Genomic DNA, 20,413 nt, shown 5'->3' with positions numbered 1-20,413 from the left:
CGGCCGTCAGAGCCGGATGACGCCGATGCCCTTCTCGATGTCGATCCGCGTGCCGAACGGCTCGGAAAGCGACTTGAGGCGTCGGAGAACCGCCTCGCCGGTTTCCCCGTCGGCAAGGAAGGGGCGGCCTTCCGTCAGGGCATGCGAACCTTTCCCCGTCCGCCGCGTGATCACCGTTCCGTCCGGCGTCGTCCGGCGGCCCATCTCGACCGGGTGCAGCCGGATCTCCTTCAGGACGTCGCCGTCATAGGCTAGCGCGAACACGGCGGAACTCCACCAGGGCGCAAGGTCGAGGCCGGGATGGAGCGGATAGGCCGCGGCGTTCAGCGTCGCCAGGCGGTCGACATCGTGGTCCCACGCCTCGTAACTGTCATAGGGCACCCGGCGGACGAATTCCGATTGGCAGATGAAATTGCCGACGCCGTAGAAGATCGGCTTGCCGTCGTGGATCTCGATGCCGAGCGTCTTGTGCCAGCCGTGGCCGATGTAGATATCGGCGCCCGCCTCTATCGCGGCATGGGCGAACTGGCGGGCGAAGCGCGGAGGATTGTCGCTGCGCGGCCCTTCCGAGACATTGAAGTGATGGGCGACCATGACGAGGTCGGCCATCGCCGCCGCCTCGCCGATCGACCGGAGATTGCCTTCGAGGTCGCGCGGATGGCATTCGCTGAACACCCCGAACCCCTCGCCGGCGACGAAGGTCGGCGCGGTGCGGGTCGACTGGTCGCCGGGAAAGTTCAGCACGATCTCGCTCGCCTCCCTGCGGCCGCCGATACCGAGCCGGCCGGCGAGCCTTTCCAGCTCGGCGGCGGCGGCCCTGTCGATCTCGTATTTCATCGACACGCGCAGGGGATTGACGCCCGGCCGGCCGCGCAACTGCGCCTTCGGATGGCTCGCCCATTCGTAGGCCTTGTTTCCCGAGCTCGTCGAAACGAGCGCCACGCGGCCCTTGCGCGTCTCAAGGAAGGCCGGCTCGCGGGCCTCCTCCAGGTCGCGCCCGGTGCCGGCGCAGGCAAATCCCGCCGCCCGGCAATGGCGCGCCGTCGCGAGCAGGCCCGACGGGCCGAAATCGAAACTGTGATTGTGGGCAAGGGACAGAAGGTCGATCCCGGCCGCCCTCAGCTCCGCGGCAAGATCCGGCTCCGCGATCATGTAGCTCGCGATCCAGTCGCCGCGCGAGGCCCATTCCAGATCGTCGGCAGTGCCGAAATTCATCTCGAGATGCGCGTAGGTGACGTCGGAGTCTGCGAGCAGGTCGAGGACGGCGCGGAACTCCGGCTCCTCATAGGCCGAGAAGGGCCGGGACATCATGCATTCGCCCGCAAGGACGACCTTCCAATCCCGTTTCCGAGACATGTTCTCACCCCGTTTGCTTGATCGATCAGTCGGCGGCGCCCATCAAAGGACGGGCGCCCGCTCGCGCGCTCAATAATAGGCGCGCTCGGCACCGAGGAGATTTTCCCGGAAGCGATCCTTCAGATGGGCGCCGTCGCGCACACGGATCGACATGGGATAGCGCTGGGTGTTCACCTTGATCGCCGCGAAGAACGGCCCGTCCGTTTCGAACAGCCGGGGCACGACCGCGTCGAGCTCCGCCGGGGTATAGACCGTCTCGGTACCGGCAAAACCGCATGCCTGCGCGACGCCGGCAAGGCTCACGCCGCGCTGCGTGTGGGTCGGCTGCATGCCGGTCTCGCTGTAATGCTCGTTGTCGATCACCACGATGGCGAGATTCTTCGGCCGTTGCGCGCCGATCGTCGCGAAGGCGCCGATCCCCATCAGCATCTCGCCGTCGCCGGTCACCACCAGCACGCGGCGCTCGGGCTGGGCGAGTGCGAGGCCGAGGCCCGTCATGGCCGCCGCCCCCATGCCGCCCCAGAGGCAGAACGTGTTGGGGTGGTCGACCGTGCCGGCATCGTAGGTCGCCGAGCCGAGCCCTGTGACCATCAGCGCGGTTCCGCGTTTCGCCGCGATCGTTCCCATCACCTCGCGGCGGTCCATCGTGCCCTTTTTCGTATCGGTCATCGTCATTTGCTCCAGTCCTTGAAGCCGAGAAGCCGCTGGCTGAGGAGCACCGCGACCGCGCAATTGGAAGAGAAGGCGAGCTGTGCGGCGGCGTAGACGATCTGCCCCACCTCCTCGGCGTGGTTCGCACGATGAATGTAGACGCCCATGTCCTGCAGGACCCGTTCGGCGTTCTGGCCCATCGGCAATTGCCAGGGGTTGAACTCGCCCCACTCGCCCCGCATCGTGACGATCATCAAGAGCGGCATGCGGCAGTGGAGCGGAACGCTCAGCATGTTGATGCAGTTGCCGACGCCGGACGATTGCATGAGGAGAGCGCCGCGGTCGCCGCCGAGCCATGCGCCGGCCAGCATGGCGACGCCCTCCTCCTCGGTGGTCAGGGAGACGGCCGACATGCCGGGGTCCGCCTCGCAGCTCGCTATCAGCTCGACATGGCCCGCGTCCGGAACGTAGGCGACCTGCCTGACATCGCTCCGCTTGAGCGCCTGGAATATCTCGCCGGGCCAAAGCCGGGGGGTGGGTTCTATTTTCACGTCGACTCCATGGAAGGCTTGAACAGAATTTGAAACGTCGGGTCCTGGCTGCGCGGCCGCTGGGCCGCGCAGGCGATCGGTATTCTTCGGGGTCTATGCGGTCAGAGCTGGTTGGCTACGCCGGATTGCTTGACGACCTCGGACCACTTCCCGATATCGTTGATCACCTGCTTGGAGAATTCCTCGGGCGTGTTCCCCACGAGCACGGCACCGGTCGGCTCGAAGCGGCCGCGGAAATCGGGATCGTCGATCAGCGCCTTGGTGCCCTCGTAGACCTTCTGCACGATCTGCGGGTCCGTGCCGGCGGGGACCAGGAGGCCATACCAGAGATCGGATTCGAAGCCGTCGAGGCCCGGCAGCTCGGCGACCGCCGGAATGTCCGGCAGGGACGAGTTGCGTTGCAGGCTGCTGACCGCCAGCGGGCGGAGCTGCTCCTGCTTGATATAGGGCGAAGCGCTGAGGATCGAGACGAAGAGGCAGTCGATATGGGCGCCGAGGAGCGCGGTGATCGACGAGCCCGTTCCCTTGTAGGGGACATGCGTGATATCCACGCCCGCCCTCGCCTTCAGCATCTCCAGCGCCAGGTGCGCGCCGCCGCCGACACCGGACGAACCGCAACTGAGATCGCCGGGGCTCTTTTTCGCCAGCTCCAGGAATTCCTCCATGGTCTTCGCCGGCGAGGACGGCGGCACCAGGAAGACGAAGGGCAGGCTCGAAAGCATCGAGACGGGCGTGAAGTCCTTGACCGGATCGTACTTGACACGGTCCCCGAAGATCTGCGGATTGATGACGATCGTGGCGTTGGTCGTCAGGAGCAGCGTATAGCCGTCCGGCTTCGCCTTCGCGACGATGTCCGTCCCCAGGTTGCCATTCGCGCCGGCCTTGTTCTCGACAATGACGGGGTTGTTGTTCCACAGGCCCTGGAGCTTGTTGGCGAGCTCACGCGACATGATGTCCGTGCCGCCGCCAGCCTCGAAGGGCGTCACGATCCGGACCGTCTGGTCCGGATAATCCTCGGCGGACTGGGCGAGAGCCGGCGCGGCCTGCAAGGCGATGAGCGATATTGCTAGCCCGGCGATATGATGGCGATATGAAAACATGACTTCCTCCCTTTATGCGTCGGGAGTTTAGTGAGCCGGTTTTGCGGGCGCAAAGCGTCATTTTCGATAGTAGTATGCGCTGGCGGCATACTGGAACCGGGCGCGCGGATGCGCGCTCTCCTGCCGCACGAGGATGTGCCAAGCTTACTTCGCCGCGCGTTCGCGCTCCCGCGCCCGCAGCGTCGCGCGAACGTGGTCCGGCGTCAGCCTGGGCGCCAGGAGCTCTATGAAATCGAAGATGAAGCGCCGGATATAGGTGTCGGTCCGCAGGGTGACGTAGCTGGTGCTGGCCTCGAAGAGATGGCTGGCATCGCGCGCGCGGAGCGCCCTGTCATGCGCCGGGTCGAAGGCGTCGGTCGCCATGACGGCGATGCCGAGGCCCATCTCGACATAGGTCTTCCCCACGTCGGCATCCACGGCGTTGAAGAGGATCATCGGCGAGATCCCCTTCTTCTCGAACGCATCGAGGATCTTCCATCGGCCGCTGCGATGCGGATCGTGCGCGATCATCGGATATTTGGCGATGGCCTCGAGCGTCAGGGTCTTGACCCGGAAGATGGGGTGGCCTTTCGGCGCGATCAGGCTGCGCGTTATCTGATAGCAGGGCATCCGCAGGAGGCTCGGAAAGGGCCGCATGGTCTCCGTGCCGACGGCAATGTCGGCCTTGCCGGTCTCGACCGCCTCGCAGATCTCCGTCGGGTTGCCCTGCAGCAGACCGATGCGCACCAGCGGATGGCGCTGGACGAAGCTCTTGATGACGCGCGGGAGGATATATCTGGCGTGCGTATGGGTCGTCGCGATCGTCAGCGTCCCGCCTTCCTGGGCGCCGTAGTCCTCGCGGATGTTCTTCAGGCTCTGGACTTCGTTGAGGATGCGCTGGGCGATCTCGACGACCTCGCGGCCCGGATCCGTCAGGCCGGTCACGCGGTTCCGGCTGCGCTGGAAGATCGAGAAGCCGAGTTCGAGCTCCAGTTCCTGGATCTGCTTGCTCATGCCCGGCTGGGAGGTATTCAACGCCTCGGCGGCGGCCGAGATATGGTTGCCCTGCCGGTTGACCTCAACGACATATCGGAGTTGGCGGAGCTGTACCATGGGCGTGTCCTGCGGTGATGACCTCACGCCCAGTCTATGCGGCCCGCACCGGCGTCGTCATGAAAAATATGGGGCTTTTCACAGGACGCCGGCCGCCTTCCGTCAACCCTCCTCGATCGCCTGGTCCTTCTGCTGGCGAACCAGCGGAACCACCATCAGCGCCATGAGGCCGAACGCGATCGCCAGGAAGACGGCGCTGAGGGGCGAGGTGACGAAGACCTCGGGATTTCCGTGGGATTGCAGCAGGGCGCGACGGAAGTTCTCCTCGATCATCGGCCCGAGCAGGAAGCCGAGGATGAACGGCGCCGGCTCGCAGTCCAGCTTGAGGAAGATATAGCCGAGCAGCCCGAAGAAGGCGGCGAAGGCGACGTCGCTGGCGCTCATGTTGACCGTATAGATGCCGATGCAGGAGAACACGAGAATGAGCGGATAGAGCCAGCGATAGGGCACCTTCAGGAAGGAGACCCAGAGCCCGACCAGCGGCAGGTTGAGGATGACGAGCATGACATTGCCGATCCACATGCTGGCGACCAGCCCCCAGAACAGGCTGGGATGCGAGGTCATCACCTGTGGTCCGGGCGTGATGCCATGGATCATCAGCGCCCCGAGGAGCAGGGCCATGGTCGCGCTGCTGGGAATGCCGAGGGTGAGCGTCGGGATGAAGTGCGTCTGCGCGGCCGCATTGTTGGCCGATTCCGGTCCGGCCACCCCTTCGATCGCACCCTTGCCGAAGCGGGAGGGGTCCTTGCTGAGCTTCCTTTCGAGCGCGTAGGACGCGAAGGAGGCGATGGTCTGCCCCGTTCCCGGCAGGACGCCGAGGATGGAGCCGATGCCGGTGCCGCGCAGGATCGGCTTCCACGAGGCCTTCAGGTCCTCCCGCGTCGGCATGAGGTTGGTCACGCGCCCGGTCAGGACGTCGCGCTGCAGCGAGACGCCGAGATTGACGACGATCTCCGAGAAGGCGAAGAGGCCGGCGGCGACGACGACGAAGTCGAAGCCCTCGGCAAGGCCGTCCATGCCGAAGGTGAAGCGGTCGATGCCGGAATTGACGTCCGTTCCCGCCAGGCCGAAGATCGCGCCGCAAAACGCCATGCCCATGCCCTTGACCAGGGAGCCGCGCACGAGGGCGGACGAACAGATCAGCGCCATGAACATCAGGGAGAAATACTCCGCCGCGCCGAACTTCAGCGCCACGGCGCCGAGCGGCGGCCCGACGAAGGCGATGAGCAGCGTACCGATGCAGCCGGCGACGACCGAGCCGATGGCGGCGATGGCCAAGGCCGGCCCCGCCCGCCCCTGCCGCGCCATCTGGTATCCGTCGATGCAGGTGACGGCCGAGGAGGATTCCCCCGGCAGGTTCACCAGGATCGCCGTGGTCGAGCCGCCATAGGCGGCACCGTAGTAGATGCCGGCGAGCATGATCATCGCCCCCTCGGGCGGAAGGCCGAAGGTCAGCGGCAGCAATACGGCGATCGTCACCAGCGGCCCGACACCCGGCAGGACGCCGATGAAAGTGCCGAGCAGCACGCCGGCGAAGCAATAGGCAAGGTTCATCGGCGACAGGGCGACACCGAAACCCAGCGAAAGATGCTGAAGGAGTTCCATCACCAGGGCCTCAGCTTGAGGGGAATGTTCAGTCCGTAGACAAAGATGCCCACGGCGATCAGCGTCATCGCAAGAACCATGACGGCGAGTTCGCGCATGCTGCCCTCCCGTCCCGCCAGGCGGCTGATCAGGACGAGCGCCACGACCGCGACGATGAGACCGCGCGACTCGATGAGCAGGCTGAAGACGAAGACGGCGGCGAGGATGAAGGCGAGCGGCCGGATTTCCCAGCTCGTCACGCTTTCGGAGGCCTCCGGATGAAGCGTCGAACGGACGACCATCGTAAGGCCGATGAGCGTCATGATGGTTCCGAGAATCGCCGGGAAGTAGCCGGGGCCCATATTGCCGGCCGTTCCCATGTCGTAGCTCTGCCCCAGCACGATGGTTCCAAGCCCGATCGCGCCGAAAAGGGCGCCGCTCAGGAAATCTTTTGTGATGTGAAGCTTCATTCTTCCTCCCCATCCCGTGACATCGCGATGCCGGGGCGTCCTCCCGCCCGGCGCTGCTGTCACAGGCGCCTTTTCCGCATTTCGCGGCGAGCCTTCGCCGCCACGGACGATCTCAACTCGCTTTCGCCTTCACCGCTGCACGAACGGATTGGCCGAAGGCGCACCGTAGTTCATCCAGACGCTCTTGACCTGCAGGTATTCCTTGATCATCTCCGCACCGTTCTCCCGGCCCACCCCGCTCTGGCGATAACCGCCGAAGGGCGACATGTAGCTGGTCGCGCGATAGGTGTTCACCCAGACGGTGCCGGCCTTCAATGCCTCCGTCATGCGTACCGCCCGGCCGATATCCCTTGTCCAGACCCCGGCCGCAAGCCCGTACATCGTGTCATTGGCGATCCGCACGGCATCGGCCTCGTCCTTGAAGCGGATGACGGAGAGGATCGGGCCGAACACCTCCTCCTGCGCGATGCGCATCGTGTTGCGCACGTCCTTGAAGATGGTCGGCTCGACGAACCAGCCGTCGCCGCATTCGGGACGCCTGCCCGGCTCACCGCCCATCACCAGCGTCGCCCCCTCGCCGAGGGCGACGTCGATATAGTTCAGCACCTTCTCGTATTGTGGCCTGGTCGTGACGGGGCCTACCTGCGTCTCCATCTTAGCGGGGTCACCCATGCGGGCCGCCTTTACCGTCTCGACGAGGCGGTCGAGGAAGGCGTCGTGGATGGAATCCTCCACCAGGAGGCGGGAGCCTGCGAGACAGGTCTGGCCGGTGGCCGCGAAGATACCCGCGATGGCACCGTTCACCGCCTCGTCCAGATCGGCATCCGCGAATACGATGTTCGGCGATTTCCCGCCGAGTTCCATCGTCACATGCTTCATGGTCTGCGCTGCCGCGGCATAGATGCGCTTCCCGGTCGCGTCCGATCCGGTGAAGGCGACCTTGGCGACCTTCGGATGCTCCACGAGGGGCGTGCCGACTTCGTTGCCGAAGCCCGTGACGACGTTGACGAGGCCGCCCGGCGCGCCTGCCTCCTCGATGATCTTCACGAATTCCAGGACGGAGGCCGAGGTGAATTCGGAGGGCTTGATGACCACGGCATTGCCGGCCGCGAGCGCCGGCGCCAGCTTCCACGCCGTCAGCATGAGCGGCGAATTCCACGGCGTGACGATCGCGACGACGCCGAGCGGTTCATAGCGCGTGTAGTTGAGATAACCGCGTTTATCGAGCGGGATGACGGAGCCCTCCACCTTGTCGGCGAGCCCGCCGTAATAGTGGTACCAGTTCGGCATGTAGCGCATCTGCGCCAGCATCTCGGCCATCAGCTTGCCGTTGTCGCGCACCTCGATGGCGGCGAGATGCTCGGCGCGCTGCGCGGCGAGGTCGCCGATGCGGCGCAGCAGCGCGCCGCGCTCGCTGGCGGTGCTGGACGCCCAGGGGCCGGTGGTCACGGCCGCGTGGGCGGCCTCGACGGCCCTCTCCACGTCCGCGGCATTGCCCCGCGCCACCCGGGCCCAGGGCTTGCCAGTGAAGGGGTTGTACGTGTCGAACCATTCGCCGCCATCGGGATCGACGAACCTGCCGTCTATGTAGTGCTGAAAGTTCTGCATTCCGCTCTCTCCCGTCATCGTCATACGCCCGGCTCGTTCGGCGAAGCCCACTTCGCGTGCTCCGACACCTTGCCCTTGAGAAGCCTGTCGATATCGAGCGCGCCGTGTGCCGGGTCGGGCAGCAGTTCGTTCAGCGTGCCGTTCTCCATCGACAGAGCCTCCGCGCGCTCGCGCTGCAGCGCCCTGACGAGAACCTGCTCGGCCAAGAGGCGCGGCACGACGGTAATGCCGTCGTCATCGCCCACCACGATATCGCCGGGCGAGACGACGACCCCGCCGACCTCAACCGGAACGTTGATCGAGCCGGGCGTGTTCTTCTGCGGCGCGCGCGGCGACACGCCGCGGGAAAAGACGGGAAACCGGTCGCGGCGCAGCAGCGCCACGTCGCGAACCGTTCCGCTGGCAACGACGCCGACGCCGCCCCGGCCGCGCACCTGCAGGGCGCTGCGATGGCCGAAACAGCCGCTGTCGGAATCGCCGGTATCGATAACGAGCACGTCGCCCGGCTGCATCATCTGCACCGCCTTGTGCGTCATGATGTTGTCGCCGGGAAAGCAAAGCACCGTGAAGGCGGAACCCACCAGGGCGATATTCTCGAAGATCGGCCGGATATCGGCCTTCATCGCGCCATGGCGGCCCATCGCATCGCTCAGGGTGGACGTCGGCACACCCTTGAACCTGTCGATCAAGCCGGACGGCGCCCGCTGGAAATCATGATAGATATGGCCATACATGGCCTTCTCCCCTTAAAAGTCCTTCATGCCGTCCGCTCAGGCCCGCTCCGCCACGAGCGTTTCGCGAACACCATCAAGAAAAGCCCGCGCCGGACCGGCGACGAACGCCTTCACGTGAACGTTGACCCAGCGCAACCCCCGGCGACGATAGTGCTCAACCATGTGCAGATCGCCCTGAACATTCATCCCTGCCACGCGTCCGGCCCGCTCGATCGTGCAGATGGCATCTTCGACCGCCTGCCGCACCTTCGGATGGTCGGGCTGCCCCTTGAGGCCCATGGACTGGGCAAGGTCCAGCGCGCCGATGTAGAAGACGTCGACGGCCTCGGACATCAGCATCTTCGGCAAATTGACGAGGGCGGCTTTCGATTCGATCATCGCCACGAGCAGCGTCTTGCCGTGGTCGCCTTCCCATTGGGTGATGCCACGGGCGATTGCCGCCAGTTCGGCAGGCGTATCCACATGCGGCGCCTGGATGCCGTCGATGCCACAGCTCAGGTATCGGTTGATCAACCCGATCTCATGGGACCATGGGCGCACGATGGACGCCATTCCCGATGCGCGCGCCGCCCGGGCCAGATCCTCGACCGCCTGGAAGTCCGTGCCGGCATGTTCGCAATCGATGAAAATCGCATCGAAGCCGAGGCCGCCGACGAATTCAACGAGGCGCGGGGTCGGAAAGTCCGTGTTACAGACCGCGACCGTTCCGCCGCCCTTCAATCGGTTTTTCAGATCGTGGCTCATCGGCTTGCCCTGGCCAGATTCGCGGTCGTCGCACTTTCCGCAACGAAGCGCGCGAATTCCGTATGATCGGCATTGGGTCCGTTCCAGGCGCCCGCTTCCTCCCACAGGTCAAGGCAGGCACGGCCGAGGGTGGCGGGAACCTCGCAGGCGTCGGCCACGTCCATGGCCAGCTTCAGGTCCTTGACCATCAATTCAAGCGCGAAGCCGGAATCATAGGCATGGTTGAGAACGTACTGCTTGAACTTGTTCTCGGTGCTGTTGTTTCGCCCGGTCGAGGCGTTGAGCACATCGATGAGAACCTCGCCATCGATGCCGAAGCGCTCTGCGACGACGAGCGCTTCGGCCACCGCCGCCAGACCGGCGGCCGAAACGTAGTTGTTGAGGACCTTGATCGCGTGACCCGAACCCAGCGGCCCGATGTGGAAGCGCTTTCCCATGGTCGCAAGAAGCGGATCGAGGCGGTCGGCCAGCGCGCGGTCGCCACCCACCATGATCGACAGCGTCGCAGCGATGGCGCCCTTCATGCCCCCGGAGACGGGCGCGTCGAGCAAGCCGATTCCGAACACACCGAGATCCTCTCCGAGTGCGCGCGTACCCACCGGTGCGGACGAGCTCATGTCGACGATAGCCGTGTCCGCCCGCATGCCCCGCACCAGACCGTCGCTCCCGACACCGTCGCCGAGCGCGACGTTGCGCACGATCCTGCCGTCCGGCAGCATCAGCACCACCACATCCGATCGCTCGCCAAGCTCGGCGAGCGATCGGGCACTGCCGCATCCGTGCTCCGTGGCGAAGGCGTCCGCCTTCTCACAATCCACGTCATAGACCGTAACCTGCCAGCCGCCGGCAATCTGATTGGCCGCCATAGGCCGGCCCATGTTTCCGATGCCGACGAAACCAACCCTCGTCGTGCCCTTTGAAGCGGTCACCACAGTCCTCCCTTTATAAGTCCTTGCCAGCGGGCCAGCGCCGGAACTACATGGCCGATACCTTCGCCGTCCTGACGCTTTCCCTGGTCGCCCGCGCCGCGATGGCGGCGTTGCGCCCTGCGATGCGGCCGAAGACCGCGCCGCTCATGAGGCCCGTCGCACCCGGATAGTTGAAGTAGAAGAGGCCCCCGACCAGTTCGCCAGCCACATAGAGGCCGGGGATCGGCCGTTCGCCGCCATCGATCGCCTGTGCGTCAGTGGAGATGCGCAACCCGCCGAAGGTGAAGGTGATGCCGCAGGTCACGGCATAGGCTTCGAACGGGCCGGTCTCGATGGGGTTCGCCCAGTTGGACTTGGGAATGTCCAAGCCTTCGGTGCGCCGCCCGTCCTTCACGGTGGGGTCGAAGGGCACGTCGCGGGTGATCGACGCGTTATAGTCGCGCACCGTCTTGAGGAAGGTCTCCCGATCGACGTCTCCCATCCTGTCGACCAGCTCCTCCAGCGTGTCGGCGACCACACGGGTCACGCGGCGGGTCTTGTATTCCGGCCGCAGGAGATGAACGACGGTCGAGTCGAAGATCTGCCAGGCGAACTGGCCGGGCTGTTCGAGAATGACCTTGCCGTATTTCGCATAGGTGTAGTTGCGGATATCCGCACCCTCGTCCAGGAACCGCTTGCCGGCCGCATTCACCATGATCGACCAGGGATAGCTGTCGCGCTCATAGTCGCCGGTGACGGAGAGGTCGCCGAAGTCCTCGGCATAACGCTCCCAGCCGACGGCATGGCAGCCGGACCAGTTGCCCTTGGGCTGTGCGCCGACCTTCAACGCCATGTCGAGCCCGTCGCCGGTGTTGAACTTGCTGCCCCGCACCTTGGCGAGGTCCCAGCCCGGGCCGAGATACTTGGTGCGCCATTCACTGTTCGCCTCGAAACCGCCGCAGGCCAGCACCACCGACTTCGCCCGAACCTGCTGCGTCACGCCGTCCAGCTTGACGATGACGCCCTCGACGCCGGCATCCGAGCTGATGAGCTCGCGGGCCCACGCATTGTAGCGCACGTCGATGCCCGCCTTCTTCACAGCCGCATAGAGCGAGTCGACAAGCCCCTGCCCGCCGCCCCAGGCCGCAAGCGTCGCGCCGCCCCAGAACTTGAACTTTCCATCGACCTTGAAGGACTGGCGGCCGAACTGCGGATAGAACTTCACCCCCTGCTTCACCATCCAGTGCATCGTGGCATTGCTCTGGCGGACGAGAATCTCGCAGAGATCGGGGTCGGTACGGTTGTGCGTGATGCGCGCCATGTCGTCGAAGAACATGTCCTCGGTATAGCTGCCGAAATCGCTGTCCATTTCCTCGGGCGTGAGATCGGGGGAGAGGGCCCGGATGTCGTCCGAGCCCGTATAGGCAAAGCGCATCAGGCCTTCGGTATAGGAACTGTTCCCGCCGCGCTCTTCCTCCGAAGCCCGCTCAAGAACGAGCACGCTGCCGGCGCCATTCTCCCGCGCCGACAAGGCTGCGCACAGCGCTGCGTTGCCTCCTCCAACAATCACAACGTCATACTCGATCTCACTCATCGGCCGCTCCATAACTCCATCCTCGAACTTTCGTGCTGGCTCCTTCCTAGCAAAGTCGTTGAGCGAATTATCAGACTATCTGGTGCTTCTAGTATTCCGCACCGACATACTGGAGATGACCTTCCGTGATCATGTGCAAACGATGCGACCGCTCCGGATCGCAAGGGCGTTATCCTTTGCTGCTGCAGCGGCAATGAGGTCGGAAGGACGACGGGGCAGACATGGAATGCGATCGTCAGATTCCCATTGACAATCGATATCTCAAATATATCCTAAAAATATATTTTATGAGGGAGCGCCCTTTGAAACCCTTCTCCGCCGGCAAGATGCGTCTCAGCGACGTCGCCTATCACGGCCTGCGCAACGCCATCATCAAGGCGGATCTGCTCCCGGGTTCGCCGATCGACGAGAAGGAATGCATGGAGCAGCTCGCCGTCGGCCGGACACCGCTGCGGGAAGCGCTGCAACGGCTGGCGCAGGAGGACCTGCTGCTTGCGGTTCCCCAGCGCGGCTATTTCGTTTCCTCCACGTCGGCCACCGATTTCTTCCAGCTCCAGGAGTTCCGCCTCCAGGCAGAAGTCTGGGCCGCGCGGCTGGCGGCAACGCGCATCAGCGACGTCCAGCTCGATCGCCTCGCCGCGCTTATCGAGGAAGCACGCGCGGGCGTCGAGGCACGCCGCATGGAGATCGAATGGCATCTCGGCATCGACGAGGAGATGCACAAGCTGATCGCCGAGGCCTCCGGCAATGCCTACCTCGCGCAGGCGCTGACGCGTCTCTACGCCCTTTCGGTCCGCAGCCTTTACGTGTCGCGCATGCCGGTGGCGCTGCTCTTCGAGGATCTGAAGGACATGGTGGTGATCCACGAAGCGCTTGCGAGCCGCGATCCAGACAGGGCCGAGGCGGCGATGCGGGCGCACCTTTCCGTCAGCGCGACCAACCTCATCCGGCCGGTGGAGCCGGTCCGCCACAACCGCGTGGAGGTGGGGAAATGACCGCCGCGCGCCGAGGCAACCTCATGACGCTGGCGCTTCTCGCCCCGTCCCTCCTCAGCGCGGTCCTTCTCCTGGTCATCCCGATCCTGATCGTCATCGCCTTTTCCTTCGCCGAGCAGGATACCTATGGCGGCGCCAGGTTCGGCTTCACATTGACGAGCTACCGCGAGCTCTTCCAGACGATCTACCTGCCGATCTTCACGAATTCGCTCCAGCTTGCGGCGGTCTCGACCATCGTCTGCCTGCTGGTCGGCTATCCGATCGCCTATTTCATCGCGTTGCGCGCCGGGCGCTATGCCGGCCTCCTGCTCGCGTTGCTCCTCATCCCGTTCTGGATCGATTTCATCGTGCGCATGTCGGCCTGGATGGTTCTGCTCGGCCGCGGCGGCACGATCAACAGCGCGCTTCTCGGCCTCGGCCTGATCGAACAGCCGATCCGTATGATCGGCACCTATCCCGCCGTGCTGGTCGGCATGCTCTACGCCTTCCTGCCGACGACGGTCCTGCCGATCCACGCCGCGCTGAACGGCCTCGACAAGCGCCTTCTGGAAGCCGCCGACGATCTCGGCGCGACGCCGCTGCAATCCTTCTGGCGCGTCACCTTCCCCCTGTCGCTGCCCGGCGTCATGGCGGCGATCCTCTTCGTCTTCGTGCCGGCCATGGGCGTCTACGCCATCCCCGTCCTGCTCGGCGGCGGCAAGAGCATCATCCTCGGCAACCTCATCGTCCAGCTCTTCCTCGACTTCCGCAACATCCCGCTCGGCGCCGCCGTCTCCGTGGTGCTGCTCGCCATCTCCTCGGTCATCATCGTCTGCTACATGCGCGTGCTGCGCTCGGTCGAGGAGGCACGTACATGAGGAAGGTGCTTGCCCTCTACGTTCCCGCCGCCACGGTCGTCGGCTATATCTTCCTCTTCGCGCCGCTCATCGTGCTGGTGGTCTACGCTTTCAACGCCGGCCGCTCGACGGTGGTCTGGGAGGGCTTCTCGCTCGCCTGGTTTACGGAAGCGCTGCGCGACCGCAGCCTCCGGGCCGGCTTGCAGGTGAGCGTCATCGTCGCCATCGCCTCGGCGGCGCTTGCGACCGTCATCGGCGCAAGCGCGGCGCTCGCCGTGGTCAAGCGGCCCTTCGCCGGCAAAAGCCTGTTCTCCACGCTGGTCATCGCCCCGCTCGTGCTGCCGGAAATCGTGCTCGCCGTCGGCCTGCTCGTCGCGACCGTCTGGACCGGCATTCCGCTCGGCTACGGCACGCTGATCGCCGGCCATGTGCTGGTGTCGATCCCCTTCAGCTTTCTCATCGTGCGCGCCGCCGCCTCCGGCCTCGATCCGCGCCTCGATGAAGCCGCCGCCGATCTCGGCGCCAACGGCAGCCAGGCCTTCCTGCGGGTGACGCTGCCGCTCCTTGCGCCCGCTATCCTCTCGGCCTTCCTGCTCTGCGCGGTGATCTCCTTCGACAATTTCGTCATCTCGACCTTCGTCTCCGGCGTCGGTTCCACGCCGCTGCCGATCCAGATCTACGCCATGCTGAAGACCGGCCTCACGCCGAAGATCAACGCGCTCGGCGCCATGCTGATCGCCGTCAATGTCATCGTCATCCTGGTCGTCATGGGCCGCTATCTCAAGACGATCCGCAAACAATCATAACCACCAACCAAAATGGGGAATGCGACAATGAAAAACTGGAGAAGCCTGCTTACATCGGTCAGCCTGATCGCCTTCGCATCGGGAGCCTCGGCCGCCGAACTCAACATCTACGCCTGGTCCGGCGAAGTGCCGCAGGAGATCGTCGACGACTTTGCGAAGGAGACCGGCATCACCGTGACCTTCGACACCTACGATTCCAACGAGACGATGATGGCCAAGCTCTCGGCCGGCGCGAGCGGCTACGACCTCATCGAGCCGAGCCAGTACACCGTGCAGGTGCTCGCCAAGCAGGGCCTGCTGCAGGAGCTCGACCACGCAAAGATCCCGAACCTCGGCAATCTCGGCGCGCCGTTCAAGGAAGTCTCCTACGATCCCGGCCAGAAATGGTCCGTGCCCTATATCTGGGGCACGACCGGCTTCGCCTACAACGAGGACTGCGTGAAGACCCCGCCGACGAGCTGGAAGGTACTGTGGGACCCGCAGTATGAAGGGCGTATCTACATGCTCGACAACATGCTGGCGGCCTATATCGCCGGTCTCCAGGTGAACGGCTTCAAGGCCGGCACCACCACGCCGGCGGAAATCGAGAAGGCGACCCAGTCGCTGATCGAGCAGAAGAAGGTGCTCGGCGGCTACAACAGCACCAATTTCGGCGACCTCGTCGCCTCGGGCGAGGCCTGCATCGTGCAGGGCTGGAACGGCAACATCGCCCAGGTTATGGCGACCAATCCCAAGGTCAAATATGTCGTGCCGGATGAAGGCGGCTCGATGTGGATCGACGGCTTCGCCATTCCGAAATCGGCGAAGAATGTCGAGGAAGCCTACAGGTTCATCGACTACATCATGCGCCCCGAGGTCGCCGCAAAGGCCGCGAATCTCTCCAAGTCGGCGACCGTGATCGACAAGGCCAAGGCGCTGTTGCCGAAGGAAGTGGTGGAGAACACCGCCATCTATCCGCCGGAAGACAAGCTGATGAAAGCGGACTTCATCCTCGATGTGGGCGACGCGACGAAACTCTACCAGGACGGCTGGACCAAGGTGAAGACCGCCCAGTAACGCGCCGGCGGCCGGATGCGGACCTCCGGCCGCCCCTTCTTCCCTCATGAGCTGCGAATGATATGCCGCCTGACACCATGATAGAGACGGCCGGCGCAAGCCGCGCCGCCATCGAGCTGATCGATATCCGCAAGGCCTTCGGCTCCGCCGGCGGCGAAACGACCTATGCGGTCGACCGGATGAGCCTCGCCATCAGGGCGGGCGAGTTCTTCACCTTCCTCGGCCCCTCCGGCTGCGGCAAGACGACGACGCTGCGCATGATCGCCGGCTTCGAGGAGCCCACGTCCGGGCGCCTGCTTTTGGATGGCAAGGAGGTGACCGGCGTTCCGGCCCACCAGCGCAACGTCAACACCGTGTTCCAGAGCTATGCGCTCTTCCCGCACCTGAATGTCGGCGAGAATGTCGGCTTCGGCCTCTCTGTGAAGGGTGTCGCGAAGGACGAGATCCGCCAGCGCGTCAAGGCCGCGCTCGAAAGCGTGCACATGGCCCACGCCATCGACCGCAAGCCTTCAGCGCTTTCCGGCGGCCAGCAGCAGCGGGTGGCGCTCGCCCGCGCGCTGATCAACCGCCCCTCCGTGCTGCTGCTCGACGAGCCCTTCGGTGCACTCGACCTGAAGCTGCGGCGGGAGATGCAGATGGAGGTGAAGGAGATGCAGCGCAAGCTGGGCATCACTTTCATCTTCGTCACCCACGACCAGGAAGAGGCGCTGACCATGTCAGACCGCATCGCGGTCATGAACAACGGCGTCGTCCAGCAGGTCGGAGGACCGGCCGATATCTACGAGCGCCCCGCCAATCGCTTCACCGCCGGCTTCATCGGCGACATGAACCTCATCGATGCGCGCGTCGTCGCACATGACAGCGACCGGCTTACCGTGGACGCCGCGGGCGGCCGGTTCGACCTCCCCAGCACCCTGCCGCTGCAGCCGGGCGATCCGTGCACGCTCGCCATCCGCCCGGAGGCGTTGCATTTCGTCGAAGGGGAGGCCGGTGGCAGGGTCCGCTTTTCCGGTGCGGTGAGCGAGGCCGTCTATATCGGCACGGACACCGTCTACAGCCTGACGCTCGCCGACGGCGCGCGCCTCAACGCCCGCGTCCGCAACGGTGACGGCCAGCCCATGCCGCGAACCGGCGCGCCGGGCACGCTCGCCTGCGCGCCCTCCGCCATCAGACTTCTCACGCAATAGGACCTTTCTGCACCATGTCGATCAAATCCTACCGGATCGCCGACCCTGCGCCGCAGCTCGATACCGGCCTCCTCGCCCGTTTCGCCCGCGTCGAGGCGGCGACCGTCGGCCACTACCTGCATGACCGCTTCATGCGCAACGACCTTCGCCCGCTGATCGACGGCGTGCGGGTGGCGGGCACGGCACAGACGGTGTCGATCCCCGGCTCCGACTCCACCCTGCTCTACCACGCGATGGACCGGGTGCGGCCGGGAGACATCCTGGTGATCGACCGGGCGGGCGACGAGCGCCATGCCGCCTGGGGCGGGTTCATGGCGGCGGTCGCGAAGGAGCGCGGCCTTGCCGGTGTCATCGTCGACGGCATGATCACCGATCCGGCGGCGATCCGCGAGGCCGGCGTGCCGACCTGGGCGCGCGGCGTCTCGCCCATCACCACGAAGCTGCTCAATCTCGGCGGCGGCTACAACATTCCGGTCTCCTGCGGCGGCGTCACCGTCAATCCGGGCGATGCGATCCTTGCCGACGACTGCGGCATCCTCGTCCTGCCACCCGCCGAGGTGGCGGGCATTTCGGATATCGCGCTCGCCGACCAGGAGGACGAAGGAACCTGGGTGGCCCGCATCCGTGCCGGAGCCAAGCTGCAGGATCTCGTCGATATCGCCGGCATGATCACCGAACGGCAGGAGAAGGATGGAGCCGCCCATGGCTGACATATTGAAGAATCTCGCCGTCTGGCTCTCGACCCCGCATCAGGCGATGATCGAGATCGCCCATGACATCGGCTATCGCCATGTCGTCCTCGACATCGAGCACGGTCTCTTCGACCTCGAAGCGATGGACCGCATTATCGCACTCGGCAAGGCGCTCGGCATGACCATGCACGCCAAGGTGCTGGGACCCGAAGCGATCCCGATCCAGCAGGCGCTCGACATGGGGGCCGACAGCGTCATCATCCCCCATATCGGCGATGCCGGGCACGCGCGCCGCGTCACCGCCTCCGCCAAGTACCCGACGCTCGGCACGCGCAGCTTTTCCGGCACCCGCCCCGCCCGCTACGGCGGTGTGAAGCCGGACTATTACGACAACGAGAACGCCAAGACCCGCTGCTATCCGATGATCGAATCCGCCGCAGCGCTACAGGATGTCGAGGCAATCCTGGCGCTCCCGACGGTGGACGGCCTCTTCGTAGGCCCAAGCGACCTCTCGCTCGATTCCGGCCGCGGTGCCTACCGCAACACGGACGCCGACAAGGCCGATCTCAAAAAGATCGCGGACGCCGCCGCAAAAGCGGGGAAACCCTGGATCATGCCCGCCTGGTCGCGGGCCGAGCGTGCCTTCGCGCAAGACCTTGGCGCGAGCCTGATGGTCGTCGCCGACGAATACGGCTCGATCTGGATGGGCCTCGAAGACGCCGCCAAACCCTGACATCGATTTTCCGAACGGACACTTGCCATGAACGAGACCATTTCCTGCGGCAGCCGCCTGATGCAGATCCTGAAGGCCTATGGCGTCGACACCGTCTTCGGCATGCCGGGCGTGCACACGCTCGAAGCCTATCGCGGCATGGAGGCCGCCGGAATCCGCCATATCGGCGTGCGCCACGAACAGGGCGCCGGCTTCATGGCCGACGGCTATGCCCGAATGTCGGGCAAGCCGGGCGTCTGCATCCTGATCTCCGGCCCCGGCGTCACCAATGCCGCAACGCCGATCGGCCAGGCCTATTCCGACAGCGTGCCGATGCTCGTCATCACCTCCGTCGCCGCCAACAAGGATCTCGGCATGGGCCGCGGCACGCTGCACGAGATCACCGACCAGTCCGCCGTCACCCGTCCCCTCACCGCCTTCTCCGAAACGGCGGGCAGCCCCGAACAGGTGCGCGAATACATCGCCCGCGCCTTCGCGCTCTTCGACAGCGGCCGCCCGCGCCCCGTCCATCTCTCCATCCCGCTCGATGTCTTCAAGGCGCCGGACGACAAGCCGGCGAGCCGACGCACCACCGCCCGCCGCCGCGCGCCCGACGCCGCGCAGGTCGAGGCCGCCGCCGCCATCCTCGATGCCGCCAGACGGCCGGTGATCCTTGCCGGCGGCGGCGCGGTCTCGGCCGCCGCCGAGGTCAAGGCGCTGGCGGAGAAGGTCGGCGCGGCGGTGGTTCCGACCATCGCGGCCAAGGGCATCCTGCCCGACGACCATCCGCTTGCGCTGGAGGTGACGGTTGACCGCGGCGTGACCCAGGCTTTCGTGCGCGAGGCGGATGCCGTGCTGCTCGTCGGCACCGAGCTTGCGGAACCCGACATCTGGCTCGACGGCCCGCTGCCCATGGACGGCAGGCTGATCCGCATCGACATCGACCCGGCGACGCTGGTGCGCGACTACGACGTGGACGTCGCCATGGAGGCGGATTCGAAACTGGCGCTGGCGGCCATCGTCGAAAAGGTCGCGCCGGCCGAGGGCTTCAGGAATTCCAACGCCATCGCCGAACTGCGCGCCGCCGAACGCACCGCGCTGACGCCGCTCGAACAGAAGCACGTGCGCGTGCTCGACAGCCTGCGCAACGCCATACCCGACGACGGCGTCGTCTACACCGACATGACGCAGCTCGCCTACACCGGCTACGCCTTCTATCGCAGCGCCCTGCCGCGCACCTGGCATTTCCCGGCCGGTTTCGGCACGCTGGGCTATGCGCTACCCGCGGCGATCGGCGGCAAGATCGCAAGCCCCAAGACGCCCGTCGCCGTCATCGTCGGCGACGGCGGCTTCCAGTTCACGCTTCAGGAACTCGGCACGGCGGTGGAGAACAGGCTGCCGCTCGCCATCATCCTGTGGAACAACGACAGCCTCGCCCAGATCCGCGACGGCATGCTCGCCCGCGACATCCCGACCATCGGCGTCAACCAGCACAATCCGGATTTCGTGAAGCTCGCCGAGGCCTATGGCTGCCAGACCGCCGAGCCGAAAAGCTTCGAGGAACTGGAAGCCGCGGTAAGGATCGCCTTCACTGCAGACGGCCCGACGGTCATCCATCTGCGCGAGAATGTTCCTTTCTTGAATGCAGGCTAGTCGCCTGGATCAGTGGCGCGAGTGCTCTGGCCCCCGAAACCTCAAGGGAATTCGGGGATCAGGTCAACCGGCCGGAACCAAACC

General features: G+C 65.3%; 20 protein-coding genes. 8 read left to right on the top strand and 12 right to left on the bottom strand.

Annotated features, from left to right (window positions below; genetic code table 11):
- Positions 1-6: 6 nt before the first annotated feature.
- The 12 genes from MUU56_RS17695 to tcuA all read right to left on the bottom strand — a co-directional run bounded on the left by MUU56_RS17695 (position 7) and on the right by tcuA (position 12,392).
- Complete coding sequence (locus tag MUU56_RS17695; RefSeq protein ID WP_244768604.1) at positions 7-1,356, bottom strand: CapA family protein; 1,350 nt, start codon at positions 1,354-1,356, stop codon at positions 7-9.
- Between the two features lie 69 nt (positions 1,357-1,425).
- A complete protein-coding gene (locus MUU56_RS17690) occupies positions 1,426-2,025 on the bottom strand; it encodes a thiamine pyrophosphate-dependent enzyme (RefSeq protein WP_244768603.1) in 600 nt (199 codons plus the stop codon).
- A 2-nt stretch (positions 2,026-2,027) separates the two neighbouring features.
- Positions 2,028-2,558, bottom strand: coding sequence for a thiamine pyrophosphate-binding protein (locus MUU56_RS17685; protein ID WP_244768602.1), 531 nt, complete (start codon positions 2,556-2,558; stop codon positions 2,028-2,030).
- A gap of 101 nt (positions 2,559-2,659) precedes the next feature.
- Positions 2,660-3,658, bottom strand: a complete 999-nt coding sequence (locus MUU56_RS17680; protein ID WP_244768601.1) for a Bug family tripartite tricarboxylate transporter substrate binding protein — start codon at positions 3,656-3,658, stop codon at positions 2,660-2,662.
- 144 nt (positions 3,659-3,802) lie between these two features.
- A complete protein-coding gene (locus tag MUU56_RS17675; RefSeq protein ID WP_244768600.1) occupies positions 3,803-4,750 on the bottom strand; it encodes a LysR substrate-binding domain-containing protein in 948 nt (315 codons plus the stop codon).
- Between the two features lie 102 nt (positions 4,751-4,852).
- Entirely contained in the window at positions 4,853-6,355 is a 1,503-nt protein-coding gene (locus tag MUU56_RS17670) for a tripartite tricarboxylate transporter permease (RefSeq protein ID WP_244768846.1), read from the bottom strand.
- Positions 6,355-6,804: a tripartite tricarboxylate transporter TctB family protein gene (locus tag MUU56_RS17665; RefSeq protein WP_244768599.1), complete on the bottom strand. Its 450-nt coding sequence runs from the start codon at positions 6,802-6,804 to the stop codon at positions 6,355-6,357. Before MUU56_RS17665 ends, MUU56_RS17670 begins: the two co-directional genes overlap by 1 nt.
- A gap of 129 nt (positions 6,805-6,933) precedes the next feature.
- Positions 6,934-8,412, bottom strand: coding sequence for an aldehyde dehydrogenase (locus MUU56_RS17660; protein ID WP_244768598.1), 1,479 nt, complete (start codon positions 8,410-8,412; stop codon positions 6,934-6,936).
- A gap of 20 nt (positions 8,413-8,432) precedes the next feature.
- The gene (locus tag MUU56_RS17655) at positions 8,433-9,146 is read right to left on the bottom strand and encodes a 4-carboxy-4-hydroxy-2-oxoadipate aldolase/oxaloacetate decarboxylase (protein WP_244768597.1); all 714 of its coding nucleotides are present in this window, start codon (positions 9,144-9,146) and stop codon (positions 8,433-8,435) included.
- Between the two features lie 36 nt (positions 9,147-9,182).
- Positions 9,183-9,890 carry an HpcH/HpaI aldolase family protein gene (locus MUU56_RS17650; protein ID WP_244768596.1) on the bottom strand — a complete coding sequence of 236 codons (708 nt, stop codon included), beginning with the start codon at positions 9,888-9,890 and terminating at the stop codon, positions 9,183-9,185.
- A complete protein-coding gene (locus MUU56_RS17645; protein WP_244768595.1) occupies positions 9,887-10,819 on the bottom strand; it encodes an NAD(P)-dependent oxidoreductase in 933 nt (310 codons plus the stop codon). The genes MUU56_RS17650 and MUU56_RS17645 overlap by 4 nt, the downstream gene beginning before the upstream one ends.
- 46 nt (positions 10,820-10,865) lie before the next feature.
- Entirely contained in the window at positions 10,866-12,392 is a 1,527-nt protein-coding gene (tcuA, locus tag MUU56_RS17640) for an FAD-dependent tricarballylate dehydrogenase TcuA (RefSeq protein WP_244768594.1), read from the bottom strand.
- A 302-nt stretch (positions 12,393-12,694) separates the two neighbouring features.
- Between tcuA and MUU56_RS17635 the strand changes: the two genes are divergently transcribed.
- The 8 genes from MUU56_RS17635 (at position 12,695) to MUU56_RS17600 (ending at position 20,329) form a co-directional block, all read left to right on the top strand.
- Entirely contained in the window at positions 12,695-13,387 is a 693-nt protein-coding gene (locus tag MUU56_RS17635) for a GntR family transcriptional regulator (protein ID WP_244768593.1), read from the top strand.
- Entirely contained in the window at positions 13,384-14,244 is an 861-nt protein-coding gene (locus MUU56_RS17630) for an ABC transporter permease (protein WP_244768592.1), read from the top strand. Before MUU56_RS17635 ends, MUU56_RS17630 begins: the two co-directional genes overlap by 4 nt.
- Positions 14,241-15,029: an ABC transporter permease gene (locus MUU56_RS17625; protein WP_244768591.1), complete on the top strand. Its 789-nt coding sequence runs from the start codon at positions 14,241-14,243 to the stop codon at positions 15,027-15,029. The genes MUU56_RS17630 and MUU56_RS17625 overlap by 4 nt, the downstream gene beginning before the upstream one ends.
- A 27-nt stretch (positions 15,030-15,056) precedes the next feature.
- A complete protein-coding gene (locus MUU56_RS17620; protein WP_244768590.1) occupies positions 15,057-16,085 on the top strand; it encodes an ABC transporter substrate-binding protein in 1,029 nt (342 codons plus the stop codon).
- Between the two features lie 62 nt (positions 16,086-16,147).
- Positions 16,148-17,272 (top strand): ABC transporter ATP-binding protein, encoded by a 1,125-nt coding sequence (locus tag MUU56_RS17615; RefSeq protein ID WP_244768589.1) that lies wholly within the window; start codon positions 16,148-16,150, stop codon positions 17,270-17,272.
- Positions 17,273-17,286: 14 nt separating this feature from the next.
- Positions 17,287-17,982, top strand: a complete 696-nt coding sequence (locus tag MUU56_RS17610) for an RraA family protein (RefSeq protein WP_244768588.1) — start codon at positions 17,287-17,289, stop codon at positions 17,980-17,982.
- Positions 17,975-18,697, top strand: a complete 723-nt coding sequence (locus MUU56_RS17605; protein ID WP_244768587.1) for an HpcH/HpaI aldolase family protein — start codon at positions 17,975-17,977, stop codon at positions 18,695-18,697. Before MUU56_RS17610 ends, MUU56_RS17605 begins: the two co-directional genes overlap by 8 nt.
- Positions 18,698-18,724: 27 nt before the next feature.
- Entirely contained in the window at positions 18,725-20,329 is a 1,605-nt protein-coding gene (locus MUU56_RS17600; protein ID WP_244768586.1) for a 5-guanidino-2-oxopentanoate decarboxylase, read from the top strand.
- Positions 20,330-20,413: the final 84 nt, after the last annotated feature.

The sequence above is a fragment of the Shinella yambaruensis genome (genome assembly GCF_022899355.1).
GTDB classification, from domain to species: domain Bacteria; phylum Pseudomonadota; class Alphaproteobacteria; order Rhizobiales; family Rhizobiaceae; genus Shinella; species Shinella yambaruensis.
Note: the sequence above shows the minus strand (reverse complement) of the source record. Positions and strands in the feature narration are given on the sequence as shown.